This is a genomic window from Salinimicrobium sediminis (assembly GCF_900215295.1).
In the GTDB taxonomy this organism is placed as follows: Bacteria; Bacteroidota; Bacteroidia; order Flavobacteriales; family Flavobacteriaceae; genus Salinimicrobium; species Salinimicrobium sediminis.
In genome coordinates this window covers 54,270-70,704 of the sequence record NZ_OCMF01000002.1, presented here as the reverse complement: position 1 = coordinate 70,704, position 16,435 = coordinate 54,270, and the positions used below count along the sequence as shown (strand labels likewise).

General features: G+C 41.5%; 14 protein-coding genes. 2 read left to right on the top strand and 12 right to left on the bottom strand.

All coding sequences use genetic code 11. From position 1 onward, the window contains the following. The first annotated feature begins 14 nt into the window (after positions 1–14). On the top strand, positions 15–761 hold the full coding sequence (locus CRO16_RS08090; protein WP_097055885.1) for a C40 family peptidase: 747 nt from the start codon (positions 15–17) through the stop codon (positions 759–761). A gap of 53 nt (positions 762–814) precedes the next feature. Here the strand turns inward: CRO16_RS08090 and CRO16_RS08085 are convergent, their stop codons facing one another. Both CRO16_RS08085 and gyrA read right to left on the bottom strand, forming a co-directional pair. Then, complete coding sequence (locus tag CRO16_RS08085) at positions 815–2,092, bottom strand: tetratricopeptide repeat protein (RefSeq protein ID WP_097055884.1); 1,278 nt, start codon at positions 2,090–2,092, stop codon at positions 815–817. Positions 2,093–2,113: 21 nt separating this feature from the next. Then, positions 2,114–4,669: a DNA gyrase subunit A gene (gene gyrA / locus CRO16_RS08080; RefSeq protein WP_097055883.1), complete on the bottom strand. Its 2,556-nt coding sequence runs from the start codon at positions 4,667–4,669 to the stop codon at positions 2,114–2,116. Positions 4,670–4,927: 258 nt separating this feature from the next. On the opposite strand from gyrA, the gene CRO16_RS08075 reads away from it, so the two are divergent. Continuing rightward, complete coding sequence (locus CRO16_RS08075; protein ID WP_097055882.1) at positions 4,928–7,489, top strand: ATP-dependent Clp protease ATP-binding subunit; 2,562 nt, start codon at positions 4,928–4,930, stop codon at positions 7,487–7,489. Positions 7,490–7,539: 50 nt separating this feature from the next. On the opposite strand, the gene hisIE is transcribed toward CRO16_RS08075, so the two are convergent. The 10 genes from hisIE to CRO16_RS08025 all read right to left on the bottom strand — a co-directional run bounded on the left by hisIE (position 7,540) and on the right by CRO16_RS08025 (position 16,419). Next, positions 7,540–8,145, bottom strand: a complete 606-nt coding sequence (gene hisIE / locus CRO16_RS08070) for a bifunctional phosphoribosyl-AMP cyclohydrolase/phosphoribosyl-ATP diphosphatase HisIE (RefSeq protein ID WP_097055881.1) — start codon at positions 8,143–8,145, stop codon at positions 7,540–7,542. 167 nt (positions 8,146–8,312) lie between these two features. Continuing rightward, a complete protein-coding gene (gene hisF, locus CRO16_RS08065) occupies positions 8,313–9,068 on the bottom strand; it encodes an imidazole glycerol phosphate synthase subunit HisF (protein ID WP_097055880.1) in 756 nt (251 codons plus the stop codon). Between the two features lie 124 nt (positions 9,069–9,192). After that, positions 9,193–9,912, bottom strand: a complete 720-nt coding sequence (gene hisA / locus CRO16_RS08060; protein WP_097055879.1) for a 1-(5-phosphoribosyl)-5-[(5-phosphoribosylamino)methylideneamino]imidazole-4-carboxamide isomerase — start codon at positions 9,910–9,912, stop codon at positions 9,193–9,195. Positions 9,913–10,105: 193 nt separating this feature from the next. Next, a complete protein-coding gene (locus CRO16_RS16320) occupies positions 10,106–10,309 on the bottom strand; it encodes a four helix bundle protein (RefSeq protein WP_245858952.1) in 204 nt (67 codons plus the stop codon). 84 nt (positions 10,310–10,393) lie between these two features. Then, positions 10,394–11,014 carry an imidazole glycerol phosphate synthase subunit HisH gene (gene hisH, locus CRO16_RS08050; RefSeq protein WP_245858949.1) on the bottom strand — a complete coding sequence of 207 codons (621 nt, stop codon included), beginning with the start codon at positions 11,012–11,014 and terminating at the stop codon, positions 10,394–10,396. Positions 11,015–11,047: 33 nt separating this feature from the next. Further along, positions 11,048–12,184: a bifunctional histidinol-phosphatase/imidazoleglycerol-phosphate dehydratase HisB gene (gene hisB, locus CRO16_RS08045; protein WP_097055878.1), complete on the bottom strand. Its 1,137-nt coding sequence runs from the start codon at positions 12,182–12,184 to the stop codon at positions 11,048–11,050. After that, positions 12,181–13,233 (bottom strand): histidinol-phosphate transaminase, encoded by a 1,053-nt coding sequence (gene hisC / locus CRO16_RS08040; RefSeq protein WP_097055877.1) that lies wholly within the window; start codon positions 13,231–13,233, stop codon positions 12,181–12,183. Before hisC ends, hisB begins: the two co-directional genes overlap by 4 nt. Next, positions 13,226–14,524 carry a histidinol dehydrogenase gene (hisD, locus tag CRO16_RS08035; RefSeq protein ID WP_097055876.1) on the bottom strand — a complete coding sequence of 433 codons (1,299 nt, stop codon included), beginning with the start codon at positions 14,522–14,524 and terminating at the stop codon, positions 13,226–13,228. Before hisD ends, hisC begins: the two co-directional genes overlap by 8 nt. Before the next feature lie 10 nt (positions 14,525–14,534). After that, positions 14,535–15,392 carry an ATP phosphoribosyltransferase gene (hisG, locus tag CRO16_RS08030; protein WP_097055875.1) on the bottom strand — a complete coding sequence of 286 codons (858 nt, stop codon included), beginning with the start codon at positions 15,390–15,392 and terminating at the stop codon, positions 14,535–14,537. Between the two features lie 211 nt (positions 15,393–15,603). Further along, entirely contained in the window at positions 15,604–16,419 is an 816-nt protein-coding gene (locus CRO16_RS08025; protein WP_097055874.1) for a prohibitin family protein, read from the bottom strand. Positions 16,420–16,435: the final 16 nt, after the last annotated feature.

Genomic DNA, 16,435 nt, shown 5'->3' with positions numbered 1-16,435 from the left:
AAAACCTGTTTTTGATGCAATATGCCATTTGCAATTTAGGCATTGTTCCTCTTAGGATTGAACCTGCACATACTTCTCAAATGCTTAGCCAGTTATTGTACGGGGAGGTGTTTCAGATTCTTGAAGAACGTGCTCAATGGTCGAGGATAAAATCTGCTTATGATAATTTGGAAGCCTGGGTCGAGAACAAACAGTTTCAAAAAATTTCCGCAGAAGAATTTGAGGGGATTAATGCTGAAACTCCTCTGCTTTGTGCAGATCTCGTCGAATTCGTTTCAAAAGGAGAACAGTTAATATCCATACCCATGGGGGCCGTTTTGAACGGCGTTGGTCTTATGCAACACCAGCATAGTGGCAGCATAGCTTCCGGAAGTAAGCCAAAAGATAAACTGCTTGAAACGGCATTTTTGTACCTCAATGCACCCTACCTCTGGGGAGGAAAATCTCCTTTTGGGATAGATGCCAGCGGTTTCACTCAGATGGTTTATAAACTTAATGGTCATAAACTTTTAAGAAATGCTGCTCAACAGGCACACCAGGGGGAGTCACTTAGTTTTATAGAGGAAAGCGAACCCGGGGATCTGGCTTTCTTTGATAATGCCGAAGGGATCATCAATCATGTAGGAATTATGATGAGTGACAATTACATCATTCATGTCGACGGGAAGGTACGACTGGACCGAATCGATCATTCGGGCATTTATAATGCCGAAGTAAAACGGCATACCCATCAATTAAGAGTTATAAAAAAGATCATATAAAAAAACCCGCTCAATCGAGCGGGTTTTTTACTGACATCTTTTTAAAGATAATATTACTGTCCGTTGGTCGGTGCAGCAGTAGAAGCTTCCATTTCAGCAATTTTAGCTTTCATGGCTTCTGCCTCTTCATTCTGGTTTAACTGATAATGGATATTCATTATAGTTCTTGCAGCTTCGATGTTCGTAGGATCTTTAGCAATTACCTTCTGAAGGTGTGGAAGAGCTTCCTTGTAGATTTCCTGACGTTCTTTAGCCAGCTCATCATATTTCTTTTGATCTGCCTTACTCATTCCAAGTTTATTCATTTCTTCAACAAGAGGCTGCTCTTTAGACAAGATCACGAAGGCAATATTGATACGGGCATTGCTCATTTCAGGATCAAGCTCGATAGCTCTCTTATAATATTCGATCGCACGCTCATGCTCTCCTAGTTCTGCAGAGCTCACTCCAAGATTATAATACAAGATAGCATCATTTGGGTTTTGCTCAACTACTTTTTCAATAGTCTCACGATACTTTTTCATATCGCCCATCTTATAGTACATATCTGCTTCTGCCTGCATTAGACCTGCATCATTTGGATTTTCTTTCTTGGCAGTTTCCATTGCTGCAATAGCTTTATCCTTCTCTCCTTTTTCAATATAGATCAAAGCAATGTTCTTAGCTATTTCTCCTTTTCTGGATTCAGATTTTTTCTCCTGCGGATTAATATAAGTTCCGGCTTTTACGAAAAGATCTCTTTGCTCCTTTGAAGCCATTCTTTCCTCTTCTCCGGTTTCTTTATTTACAGCAGTGTAGATCACTTCTTCACCTGTAAAACCAAGATCTTGTAGCTCCTCATAGTATTTAAGCGCTGAGTCATAATCCTGTCCATTTACAGCATTGGAAGCAGCATAATACAAATAAAGAGTATCCTGGGTATTCATTCTATAAGCAGAGTTAAGCTTTTCTGCAGCCTGCCCATACTTTTCAGCATTTTGATCGGCAATTGCAGAATTTACAAGAGCGTTACTTACTGCAGTTGCTCCCTGTTGTGCTTCAGCATGTCCCAATTCCTTTGCTTTTTGCATAGCTTCAGATGCTGCCATCAAATCAGCCGCAGGTACATTTTCTCCGTTTCCAATTAAGGCATAGCCTTTATAAAGGTAAAATTCTGCTTTTTCATCCTCATCTGCATTAGCCAATTGAGCTTCCGCCTGATTTAAATAATCTTTAGCCTCCTGATATTCACCTTTTTCAACAGCTTTTCCGGCACGTTTAATTTCCTTTTTCTGCGCAAATGATACGACAGTAAACAAAGCTAGTACCGCCGTTAAAATTCTAGTTTTCATCTTTTTTGGGTTTGTTTAAAGTTATTCTTCACTATCGTTTGCAAGAGTTGTGCCATCCTCGTTGAGTCCATTGTTTTCGGGTGTTGCATCATCTGCAACATCCTCCACATCTTCCTCTTCGTTGATGACTTTCGCAACAGCAGCAATAGAATCGTTATTCTTAAGATTAATGAGACGTACTCCCTGAGTTGCTCTTCCCATTACTCTTAAATTTGACACTGATGTACGTATGGCCAGTCCAGATTTATTGATGATCATAAGATCATCAAGATCGGTCACATTCTTAATTGCAACCAAATTACCTGTTTTTGGCGTGATGGAAATGGTTTTTACTCCTTTTCCTCCACGGTTGGTAATTCTGTAGATTGGTTCCCCATCTTCGGGGTCATCAATATAAGTTCGTTTTCCATAGCCGTTTTCTGAAACCACCAATACGGTTTCTTCCTGCGGATTTTGGATCGCGATCATTCCAACTACTTCATCATTATCATCGGCAAGAGTTATACCTCTTACTCCTGACGCATTCCTTCCCATTGGTCTTGTCTTGCTCTCGTCGAAGCGAATAGCTTTACCACTCTTAAGAGCCAACATGACCTGGCTTTCACCTGTGGTCAACCTTGCCTCCAGAAGCTCATCTCCTTCTCTAATGGTAATCGCATTGATACCATTGGTTCTTGGACGGGAATATTGTTCAAGAGAAGTCTTCTTCACCTGTCCTTTCTTAGTGGCCATAATCACATAGTGACTGTTAATGTACTCCTCATCTTTAAGATCTTTGGTACAAATAAAGGCTTTCAGCTTATCATCCGGCTCAAGATTGATAAGATTCTGAATGGCTCTACCTTTTGAAGTTTTACTTCCTTCAGGGATCTCAAAGACTCTCATCCAGAAGCATTTACCTTTTTCAGTAAAAAATAACATGTACTGGTGATTGGTTCCAATGAAAAGGTTTTCAAGGAAGTCTTCATTACGCGTAGTAGAACCTTTTTGTCCTACCCCGCCACGGTTTTGGGTTTTGTATTCTGTAAGGGAAGTTCTTTTGATATATCCTGCATGAGAAATGGTGATCACTACCTGCTCATCAGGGATCATATCTTCCATGCTTAGATCTCCACCGGCATATTCAATATTGGAACGTCTTTCATCCCCATACTTCTCTTTCACCTCAAGCATTTCATCTTTGATCACTTCCATTCTTCGCTCTTTACGGGCTAGAATATCCTTAAGATCTTCGATGGTCAACATTAATTCATCATATTCTGCTCTCAACTTGTCCTGCTCCAGGCCGGTAAGTTGTCTCAATCGCATCTCTACGATCGCCTTCGCCTGCAATTCGGAAAGTTCAAAACGCTCAACTAATTTTGCACGTGCTTCATCAGCATTGCTGGAGGACCTTATTAATGCAATTACTTCATCAATATTATCTGAAGCAATGATCAATCCTTCCAGGATATGTGCTCTTTCTTCAGCTTTACGAAGTTCATACTCAGTACGACGTACAACTACCTCATGACGATGCTCCACAAAATACTGGATCATGTCTTTAAGGTTAAGCATCTGCGGGCGTCCTTTAACCAGTGCAATGTTGTTTACACTAAAGGAGCTTTGTAAAGCGGTATGCTTATAAAGGGTGTTTAATACAATGTTTGGAATAGCATCCCTTTTAAGGATATAAACGATTCTCATCCCGTTACGGTCAGACTCATCCCTTATCAAAGAAATACCTTCTATCTTCTTCTCGTTTACAAGGTCGGCCGTTTTCTTGATCATTTCGGCTTTGTTGACCTGGTAAGGAATTTCAGTAACTATGATCGCTTCTTTCCCTGCCACTTCTTCGGTGTGAGCTTTTGCTCTCAACACTACTCTACCGCGACCGGTTTTAAAAGCTTCCCTAACCCCGTCATAACCATAGATGGTTCCTCCTGTTGGAAAATCGGGCGCTTTCACGTGCTCTATCAATTCATCTATAGTCACATCGTGATTGTCGATATAAGCCACTACCCCGTCAACAACTTCAGAAAGGTTGTGAGGCGGCATGTTTGTAGCCATACCAACCGCAATACCGCTGGCACCATTGACTAAAAGATTAGGAATTCGGGTAGGCAGTACTACCGGTTCATGTAGCGTATCATCGAAGTTTAACTGGGTATCTACAGTTTCCTTATCGATATCGGCAAGCATGTCTTCGCTGATCTTGCGCATTCTGGCTTCAGTATATCGCATCGCTGCCGGACTGTCGCCGTCAATACTTCCAAAGTTACCCTGCCCGTCAACGAGCATATATCGTAAACTCCATTCCTGAGCCATACGCACCATAGTGTCATATACTGAAGAATCCCCGTGAGGGTGAAACTTACCCAATACTTCCCCTACGATCCTGGCCGATTTCTTGTGAGCCCTGTTGGAAAGAACTCCTAGTTCATACATTCCGTATAAAACCCGGCGGTGAACCGGTTTTAAGCCGTCACGTACGTCTGGCAGTGCACGTGACACAATGACCGACATTGAATAATCAATGTAAGCCGACTTCATTTCATCTTCAATATTGATAGGAATTAACTTTTCTCCCTCAGCCATAAATATCTATATTTTGGTTCAAAAATCTAACGTGCCAATTTACGCATTTTACCCCACCCGAAGGCACTATTCGTTGAGGTTTTCTTGTATTTTATTAACAAATTTTTAGTTGTGCTTGGTTAATAAGTTCATTACATTCTGCTTTGTAATAAAGAAGCATTTTTGTCAATTAGCTTAAAGGCAATCAACCCGAATTATTCACAATCGGGTATGGTTTTTGAAACCTGAATAAAAATAATTAGAGAGAAAGGAATTAACATGGATGATAATTTTTCACCAAGAGTAAAAGATGTAATTGCCTACAGTAAAGAAGAAGCCCTGCGGCTTGGTCACGACTTTATAGGTACAGAACATTTGATGCTGGGCCTGCTTAGGGACGGTGATGGTAAGGCCATCAATATTTTGAACGCCCTTGATGTAGACCTGACTCATTTGAGAAGAAAAGTCGAGATCCTTAGCCCTGCAAATCCTAACGCGGCAGTAGAATCTAACGAGAAGAGAAATCTTCACCTTACACGACAGGCAGAAAGAGCCCTTAAAACCACATTTTTGGAAGCCAAGCTTTTCCAAAGCACTTCCATTAATACTGCTCACCTCCTGTTGTGCATATTAAGAAATGAAAACGACCCTACAACAAAGCTTCTGAATAAGCTTAAGGTTGATTATGACGGAGTCAAAGACCAGTTTAAATATATGATCACCAACGAAGACGATTATATCGATTCCCCTACTTCAGAATCATTTTCTGATGAAGATGCAACTGCAGATGATGCCGGAAAAAGCAATCCTTTTGCCGGAACTTCAGGGAAAACCACTAAGAAATCTAAAACTCCGGTTCTTGATAACTTCGGAAGGGATCTTACTGCTCTGGCAGAGCTGGATAAACTAGATCCGGTAGTAGGTCGTGAAAAAGAAATCGAGCGCGTATCGCAGATCTTGAGCCGAAGAAAAAAGAACAACCCTTTACTTATTGGAGAACCCGGGGTTGGTAAATCGGCAATCGCTGAAGGTCTTGCACTGCGTATTGTAAAAAGGAAGGTTTCTAGAATCCTTTTTGATAAACGCGTTGTAACTCTTGACCTGGCGAGTTTGGTTGCAGGGACAAAATACCGTGGACAATTCGAGGAGCGTATGAAAGCGGTAATGAATGAGTTGGAAAAGAATGACGACATTATTCTTTTCATTGATGAGATCCATACGATTGTAGGTGCCGGTGGTGCCACAGGAAGTCTGGATGCCAGCAACATGTTCAAGCCGGCCCTTGCAAGAGGAGAAATCCAATGTATTGGTGCTACTACTCTCGACGAATACAGGCAGTATATTGAAAAAGATGGAGCACTCGAACGACGTTTCCAAAAGGTGATCGTAGAACCTACTACCATTGAAGAGACTATCGAGATCCTTAATAATATTAAAGACAAGTACGAAGAACATCACAACGTTACATATACAGACGAAGCTATTGAAGCATGTGTGAAGCTTACCAGCAGATACATGACAGATAGATTCCTTCCGGATAAGGCTATTGATGCCCTTGATGAGGCCGGATCCCGCGTTCACATCACAAATATTGATGTGCCAAAGCAGATCCTGGAGCTGGAGCGTAAGCTGGAAGAAGTGAGAGAGCTTAAGAATACTGTTGTTAAAAAACAGAAGTATGAAGAAGCTGCCAAACTGCGTGACGATGAGAAGAACATAGAAAAAGATCTTGCAAAAGCTCAGGCTAAGTGGGAAGAAGAATCTAAGATGCATCGTGAAACGGTGACCGAAGATAACGTGGCTGATGTAGTTTCCATGATGACCGGAGTTCCGGTCAACAGGATTGCCCAAACAGAGATCAACAAACTTTACCAGTTACCTGAATTGATCAAAGGAAAAGTTATTGGACAGGACGAAGCTGTAGGTAAAGTTGTAAAAGCCATTCAGCGTAACCGCGCGGGGCTTAAAGATCCTAACAAACCCATTGGTTCCTTTATTTTCCTTGGACAAACCGGGGTTGGTAAAACTCAGTTGGCAAAGATACTTTCGCGCGAGCTGTTTGACAACGAGGATGCTTTGATCCGTATCGACATGAGTGAATACATGGAAAAATTCGCGGTGAGCAGATTGATCGGTGCACCTCCGGGATACGTAGGATATGAAGAGGGTGGACAGCTTACTGAAAAAGTACGTCGTAAACCTTACGCGGTAATTTTATTGGATGAGGTGGAAAAAGCTCACCCCGATGTATTCAATATGTTGTTACAGGTACTTGATGACGGATATTTGACTGACAGTTTAGGTCGTAAGATCGACTTTAGAAATACAATCATCATCATGACATCCAACATTGGAGCCCGAAAACTTAAAGATTTTGGCCAGGGTGTAGGTTTTGGTACTGCAGCCAAGAAATCCCAGGTGGATGAGAACGCACGCAGCGTGATCGAAAGTGCCTTGAAAAAAGCCTTTGCTCCTGAGTTCCTTAACAGGGTTGATGATGTTGTGATCTTTAATCCTCTTGAACAGGAAGATATCCATAAGATCATTGACATTGAATTGGAGAAACTTTTCGGAAGAATTGGAGCTCTTGGATACGATCTTGAATTAAGTCCAAAAGCCAAGGATTATATTGCCGAAAAAGGTTTTGATAAGCAATATGGTGCAAGACCATTGAACCGTGCTATTCAAAAATATATTGAAGATGCATTGGCCGAAGAGATCATTACCTCCCATATTTCTGAAGGAGATAAGGTCTATATGGATCTTGATGAAGAGAAAAAGGAATTGACCATAAAGGTGGAAAAAGCCAAAAAGGAAACCAATTCTGAAGATTCTAAGTAAATAGAAGTAAAAGAATGAAAGAAGCCTGTGATAAATTCCACAGGCTTTTTTTATTTTTTGCTATGTCTTTTTTCCAGAATTTGTATAACATCCCCGAGTTTAAATCCTTTTGCCTGCAGCAGGATAAGGTAATGGAAAAGCAGGTCGGCACTTTCGTTTAGAAACAGCTCATCGTTCTCATCTTTTGCCTCAATTACCACTTCCACTGCCTCCTCACCTACCTTTTGCGCAATCTTATTCATTCCGCTTCTGAAAAGGGAAGCCACATAACTTTTTTCATTTTCGGGATTTGACCTTCTATCGGAGATCACCTCTTCCAGCTGATTCAAAAATGACATTTCTGAAACATTTTTTTCTCCCCAGCAGGTATCGGTTCCTTTATGGCAGGTTGGCCCCTGCGGATTGACAGTAACCAACAAAGTATCCTTGTCACAATCCACTTTTAAATCGACCAGATTCAAATAATTTCCGCTTTCTTCCCCTTTGGTCCAGAGTCGCTGTTTGCTTCTACTGAAAAAGGTTACCTTTCCTGAAGCTTTAGTTTTCTCCAGTGCTTCCTCATTCATATATCCCAACATGAGCACATTCTTAGTCTCCGCATCCTGAATAATTGCAGGCACTAAACCATCTTTATCTTTTGAAAAATCTATTTTCATAATTTATATCTTAAATCTTTTTCTTTTGCTGTCAGGTCGGGCGAAGTCGAGACCTCCCTCACTTTTTAGTAGACAGTGCGCAGTGATCAGTAAACAATTTTACCTTTTACTACGCAACCTGTAACCTGCAACTGGTAACCCGCTATTTCTTTTCGTACTTCTAACTTCTACAATCTAACTTCAATCCCCTGTTCCTTCATCTCCTGTTTCAGATCTTTTATTTCGATCTCTTTAAAATGGAAGACACTGGCTGCCAAAGCAGCATCGGCTTTTCCATTTTTGAAGGTATCGCAAAAATGCTGAATTTCCCCTGCTCCACCCGAAGCTATTACCGGAATATTCACCATTCCTGAAAGCTTTTCCAAAGCTTCATTTGCAAAGCCATTTTTGGTGCCGTCATGATCCATGGAAGTGAACAGAATTTCTCCGGCCCCTCTTTGCTCTACCTCTTTTGCCCAGTCAAAAAGGTCAATTTCTGTTGGAACTTTTCCGCCGACAAGGTGCACCAGCCATTGACCCCGAACTTGTTTAGCATCTATTGCAACAACAATACACTGCTTTCCAAATTTTGCTGCCAGCTCATTGATCAACTGCGGATTCTTCACTGCCGCCGAATTGATCGCCACCTTATCGGCTCCATTTTGGAGCAGCACATCCACATCTTCTACCGAGGATACTCCGCCACCTACGGTAAAAGGAATATTTACTGTCGCCGCCACTTTCCGCACCAGTTCTGCCAGGGTTTTCCTTTTTTCTTCTGTGGCAGTGATGTCAAGGAAAACCAGCTCATCTGCTCCGGCTTTAGAATATATTTCAGCCAGCTCCACCGGATCCCCGGCATCCCGAAGACTCACAAAATTGACTCCTTTAACGGTTCTTCCGTCTTTGATGTCGAGGCAAGGGATTATTCTTTTAGTTAACATTTTTTAGATCTTAGATTTGAGATGTGAGACGTGAGATTCTTTTGAAAATCCTTTCTCTTAATTTACTATTGGAATTTGGTGCTTGAAAATTGGTGCTTCAAATTTTACTCCTGGCTCCTGGCTCTTAAAAAATAAATTGTTCTAGTTGTTTCAGGCTAATTTTATTCTCATAGATCGCCTTTCCTAAAATCGCTCCTTCACAACCTAATTCCTGTAGTTTTGGCAGATCATCAAATTCAGCAATACCTCCGGAAGCTATAAGGTTTATCCCGGGGATTTCCTTCAGTACTTTTTGGTACAATCCAAAAGACGGGCCTTCCAGCATTCCGTCTTTAGCGATATCTGTACAGATCACATATTGTATTCCATTTTCAGAATATTTCTGAATAAAAGGAATCAGCTCCTCTTTTGAATCCTCCATCCAACCGCTTACTGCCACTTTCTCATCTTTTGCATCTGCCCCTAAAATGATCTTTTCGCTTCCATATTTTTCAAGCCAGAACAAAAAGATTTCCCGATCCTTTACCGCTATACTTCCGCCGGTGATCTGGGAAGCCCCGCTATTAAAAGCTATTTTTAGGTCTTCATCAGATTTTAATCCGCCGCCAAAGTCTATCTTCAGATCGGTTCCTGTAGCGATCTGCTCAAGAACCTTATGATTGACGATATGCTTTGATTTGGCGCCATCGAGATCCACCAGGTGCAGGTATTTGATCCCGTGATCCTGAAATTCTTTCGCCACCTCCAGCGGATTCTCATTATAAATTTTCTTTGAATTGTAATCACCCTGGGAAAGTCTTACGCATTTTCCGTCGATGATGTCTATGGCTGGAATGATTCTCATTTGAAGTTAGAATTTAGAAGTACGAAGTTAGAAGTCATTTTGTATTTCATTTTTGGTTGCGACGTGCAGTATTTATGGAAGCAACTACTATAGATAAAATTTCATTTGCCTCTATCTGTAGAGCTTTTGCTTCTTCTAAATTTTCATTTAGAATTTCGAGAAACAGTTCAATGAAGTACATACTTTCATCCGCCTACTCTTCTACAATTTTTAGTTTATTAATAAAATCAGCTGTTGACTTTGCCCTCTGAGCTCCCCGATAGTTTGCTCCTACAGAACTTGAACTTCTGATGAGTTGATTCACATAAGCATTATACTCTCGCGAATGAGGAATCCTATGACAAAACTTCCAGCAATCAACAGCAAATTTTTTTGTTCTCGATTTTAAATCCTTCATTTTCTTCTTATTAATAATCGTATTTTGTAAATCTAACTTCAGTTAGTACTTCTAACGTCGTAAATCTAACTTCACTTCGTACTTCTAACTTCGTAAATCTAACTTCAAAAAATTTTCAAGAATTTTCTCTCCTGCACTGCTGCTTTTCTCCGGATGAAACTGAACTCCGTAAAAATTATCCTTTTTCAAAGCAGAAGAATAATTTACACCGTAGTCACATTTAGCTATAGTATCTGCGCAAAGGGGCGCGTAAAAACTGTGGACCAGATAAACGAATTCATTTTCAACTATCCCTTGAAAAAGGTCCGTCTTCAGGTCCTTTATTCTGTTCCAGCCAATATGCGGTACCTTGAGGGTTTTCTCAAAATGAATGACATCCACATCAAATATACCAAGACCTGCAGTATCACCTTCTTCTGAGTGGTTGCACATCAACTGCATCCCCAGACATATTCCAAGCACCGGCTGAGTCAGCTGCGGAATAAGTTTATCCAGGCCTGTACTATTAAGCTTTTTCATAGCAGAACTCGCCTCGCCCACACCCGGAAAGATCACCTTATCTGCCGATCTTATTTCTTCAGCATCATGACTTAAAACTCCGTCGTACCCAAGCCTTTCCAAAGCAAATTTTATACTTTGTATGTTCCCCGCTCCGTAATCAATGATGATAATTTTCTCAGTAGCCATATTTTTCTCAATACTCATATCTCAAATCTCATATCTCACATCTCATATCTACTAAAGCATTCCCTTAGTCGATGGTAGGATCATTTTATCTGGATCTCTTTTTACCGCCACCTTTATTGCCTTGGCAAAAGCCTTAAAAATTGCTTCTATTTTGTGGTGTTCATTAGTGCCTTCAGCTTTTACATTCAGGTTAGCTTTAGCGCCATCGGTAAAAGATTTGAAGAAATGGTAGAACATTTCTGTGGGCATAGCTCCTATCATTTCCCTTTTGAAGTCCGCTTCCCAAACCAGCCAGTTTCTTCCGCCAAAGTCAATTACTACCTGCGCCAGGCAATCATCCATTGGCAGTGCAAATCCGTAGCGCTCGATTCCCAGCTTGTTCCCCAAAGCTTTAGAAAAAACCTCTCCCAGGGCAATAGCAGTATCTTCAATGGTGTGGTGCTCATCTACCTCCAAATCGCCTTTTACGGTGATCTCCAGGTCCATTTGTCCGTGGCGGGCGATCTGATCGAGCATATGATCGAAGAACTTTATTCCCGTGTCGATCCGGCTGTTCCCGGTGCCATCGAGATTCAGAGAAATGAAGATATCGGTTTCATTGGTTTTCCTGTTGATGGTTGCCGTGCGCTCCTCCAGTTTCAGGAATTCATATATTTCTTTCCAGCTGTTCGTCTCCAGACCGATATGCTTCTGAAGCTCCTCTTTTTTAACTGAGATCTCATTAACTCCCAGGTCTTCATGACCGGTAATGAAAATTCCCTTTGCACCCAGGTTTTTTGCCAGTTCCATATCAGTTAACCGGTCGCCAAGCACAAAGGAATTTTGAAGGTCGAATTTTTCGGTATCAAAATAGGCTGTTAATAGACCGGTGCCGGGTTTCCTGGTAGGAGCGTTATCTTCAGGAAAGGTGCGATCAATAACAATTTCGGAAAATTTAACGCCTTCATTTTCGAAAGTCTTTAGAATAAAATTCTGTACCGGCCAGAAAGTGTCTTCGGGAAAAGAGTCTGTTCCCAACCCATCCTGATTGGTGACCATCACCAACTCGTAATCCAATTCATCTGCAATTTTCGAGAGATATTGAAAAACCCCGGGATAAAATTCAAGCTTATTGAAGTCATCCAGTTGATAATCTTCGGGTTCTAAAGCAAGAGTGCCGTCACGGTCTATAAAAAGTACTTTTTTCATGCTTCAAGTTGTTTTAAGATCTTGATTAGTTGGTTATTCTCTTCGGGAGTACCCACGGTGAACCTGAGGGTGTTCTCACAAAGCTCCTGATTGCTGCGATTGCGCACCACTACTCCTGCTTTTATTAGCTGCTCATATTTTTTACCGGCATCCTCCACTCTTACCAAAAGAAAATTGGCATCAGATCCAAAAATTTGTTTTACAAAGCCCATTTTTGACAGGTCATTTTCCAGTCGCTTTCTTTCTTCCAGAAGTACCACAATTTCTTGTTTTACCTCCTCCGGTTTAGACAACCTCTCCAGCGCTTTATGCTGGGTTAGCTCATTCACATTATATGGCGGCTTGATCTTGTTGAGAATACTTATGATCTCTGCGGAAGCATAACAGATCCCCAGCCTTATTCCGGCCAAACCATAAGCTTTGGAAAGGGTTTGAGTGATCACCAGGTTAGGAAATTCCTCTAGTCGCTCCAACCAGCTTTTATCCGCTGAAAAATCTATGTAAGCTTCATCTATTACGACAAGTCCGTTAAAATTTCTAAGGATCTTTTCTACGGATACTTCCGAAAAGGAGTTTCCTGTCGGATTGTTGGGGGAGCAAAGGAAAATGAGTTTGGTCTTATCATCAACTTCAGCAAGAATCTTTTCAACATTGGGTTGAAAATCATTCTTCAGAAGCACCTTTCGGTCTTCGACCTCATTAAGTTCCGCCAGCACCTTGTACATTCCGTAGGTTGGCGGCAGCGTAATTACATTGTCCACCTGCGGCCGACAAAAGGCTCTAAAGATCAGGTCCAGAACTTCATCACTACCATTCCCCAATAAAATATTACTCACAGAAACCCTTTTTTGGGAAGCAAGCACCTGCTTTAGTTTTAATTGCTGAGGATCGGGATAACGGTTCACGCCATTTTCAAAGGGATTTTCATTGGCATCCAAAAATGTCATTTTTTCACCTTCAGTTTTAAACTCATCCCTTGCCGAAGAATAAGGCTTCATCTTGTGCACATTCGGTCGCACCAGATTTTCCAGGTTAAATTCTCTATTCATTTCCTGAAGCTTTTATTTTGTTCAATCTTAGCGTCACAGCATTTTTGTGCGCCTGTAAACCTTCAGCTTCGGCCATAAGTTCTATTGCCGGACCAATTTTCCGGATCCCTTCCGCAGAGATCTTTTGAAAGGTGATGGATTTCATGAAACTGTCCAGATTCACGCCGCTGTATTGCTTCGCATACCCATTGGTTGGTAAAGTGTGATTAGTCCCCGAGGCATAATCTCCGGCACTTTCGGGGGTATAATTTCCTATGAACACAGACCCCGCATTGTTAATTCCTTTCACAAAAAAGTCAGGATTGGCGGTACAAACAATAAAATGTTCGGGCGCGTATTCGTCGATCAACTCCAGAGCCTCTTCCTTAGACCCGATATAGATCAACCTCGAATGTTCAATAGCCTGTGCAGCGATTTCCTTTCGTGGCAGGTCCTCCAGTTGACGCTGTATTTCGGTTTCCACATCTTCAATCAGGCTTTTAGAAAGAGAGACCAGGATCACCTGACTATCTGACCCGTGTTCGGCTTGTGAAAGCAGGTCTGAAGCAACGAATGCTGCATCGGCAGTGTCATCTGCGAGAACCAGTAGTTCAGAGGGCCCTGCTGGCATATCGATCGCTACATTATATTTGGTTGCCAGTTGTTTGGCTACTGTGACATATTGATTTCCGGGACCAAAGATCTTATAAACCTTGTTGATTGTTTGGGTGCCAAAGGTCATGGCAGCTATAGCTTGTATGCCACCTACCTTGTAAATTTTATCAATTCCACAAAGTTTTGCGGTGTAAAGGATCACGGGATTTACTTCGGCTTCCTTACCCGGAGGCGTGCAAAGAATGATCTCCTTACAACCCGCAATTTTAGCAGGAATAGCCAGCATCAAAATTGTGGAAAACAGGGGTGCAGTTCCTCCCGGTATATAAAGCCCCACCTTTTGTATGGGCCTCTTCTCCTGCCAGCAATTTACTCCCGCCAAAGTCTCTACGGAAACTTTTTCAGTTTTTTGCGCAGTATGAAAAGTGGTGATATTCTGCTTCGCCAGTTGAATGGCTGCTTTTAATTCCGGGGAAACCTTAGCTTCGGCTGAAGCTATTTCGTCAGTAGAAACCTGAAGATCTTCGGGAATAAATCCGTCAAACATTTCAGAATATTTCTTTACCGAGATATCTCCATTTGCTTTTACCTCCCGAAAAACCTGGGCAACTACCTTTTCTACTTCTTCAAAATTCTGAACAGGACGTTCTAAAAGGCTTTCCCAATCTGCTCTTTTTGGATCAAAAACTTTTTTCATGGTTTCAGGATTAAAGGACCATTTTTTCAATTGGAACCACCAGAATACCCTCGGCTCCGTTTTGCTTCAGCTCATCGATCACCTCCCAAAAACGTTCTTCAGAAATAACAGTGTGCAAAGAGCTCCAGCCTTTTTCTGCTAAAGGAAGAACGGTAGGACTCTTCATCCCCGGCAGCAATTTTATCACCTGCTCCATTTTTTCATTCGGAACGTTCATCAGGATATATTTTGAATTTCGGGCACGTAAAACAGCCTGAATTCTGAACTGTAATTTTTTCAGAATTTCATCTCTTTCCGAAGAAATTTTAGGAGAGACAGCCAGCACAGCCTCACTCTTAAGCATTACTTCTACTTCCTTAAGGTTGTTCTTAAAAAGTGTACTCCCACTTGAAACGATGTCGCAAATAGCATCGGCCAGGCCAATATTTGGGGCGATCTCTACCGAACCGTTAATGATATGAAGATCGGCTGTAACGCCCTTTTTTGAGAGATATTCCCTTACAGTATTTGGATAGGACGTAGCAATCCTTGCACCCTGCAGATCTTCAACGCCTGAATACTTTAGAGCTTTCGGAACGGCAAGGGATACGCGGCATTTAGAAAATCCCAGCTTTTCTGCCATTATGATATCCTCACCTTTTTCCACCAGCACATTCTCACCAATAATAGCGGCATCTACCACTCCATCCCTTAAATACTGCGGAATGTCTCCATTGCGGAGGTAAAAGATCTCCAAAGGAAAATTTCCGGAGGCTGCTTTAAGTTGTTCCCGGCCATTATCAATTGAAATCCCGGCGTCTTTTAAAAGTTTAAGGGAATCCTCGTGTAATCTTCCCGATTTTTGTACTGCTATTCTTATCCTGTTCATCTTTTTTAATTTGTGTTAGAGCAGACCATTGGGAACAAAAAAACCCGTTTGAGCTGCTCAAACGGGTTTTCAAAATATGAGTTATACACATATCAATCTCACCTCGCAAGAGCGAATGAATGAGAATGATGATGATGTAGTTGTTGTGCTTTCATTGTTTGAAGCAAAAATAAATCTTTATTTGAATTTTTCAACAGAAAATCGAAAAAACTTAATTATTCCCTAGGATCAATGGCATACCATCATCCCCCGATCCAATTACAACCACCTTGGCATTGGGAGATTTTGCAAGTTCCACGGTAGCCTGAATTCCTTTTTCACGTAATACCAAAGGTGTTAGGGAAGCATCAAGAATCCTGTTGGCACGAGCCTTTCCTTCGGCATCAATTCTTTGTCTCTCTGCCTCCTGCTCGGCTTTTGTCAAGCGGAATTCGTACTCTAAAGATTCCTGTTCCTGGCGCAACTTCCTTTCAATAGCATCCTTAATGGTAGCTGGAAGAGAAACATCCCTTACCAGAACTTCGTTGATCTGAACATACTGGTTCTTAAGCAACAATTGAGTCTCTTCAAATATTTCTCTCTGTATGGCTTCCCTTTTACTTGAATATAGCTGCTCTGGATTATATCTTCCCACTACCGCACGGGCAGCAGAACGCACTGCAGGTTGCAAAACCCGTTGTATATAATTTTCTCCCCTTTCTTTGTGTAAAGCCCCAAGATTGGAATATTCCGGCTCAAACCAGATCGAAGCATCAAGTTCGATCTCCAGACCGTTTGAAGATAGCACCTCCATTTTTTCATCCAGAGATTGCTGCCTTACCTCATAAACATAGACCTTATTCCAGGGAGCTACAAAATGAAACCCTTCCCCTAAAGGCGGCTCATCTACAACTACCCCACCACCAAAAGTCTGGTATAAAACTCCGGCTTCCCCGGATTCAATAGTAATTGTGGACTTGGCAATAAGAATAATTAAAATAATTCCTGCAAAGAGAATTGGCAGGCCAATCTTGGGCAATCTATCCATAGTAAAAAATTAAAAA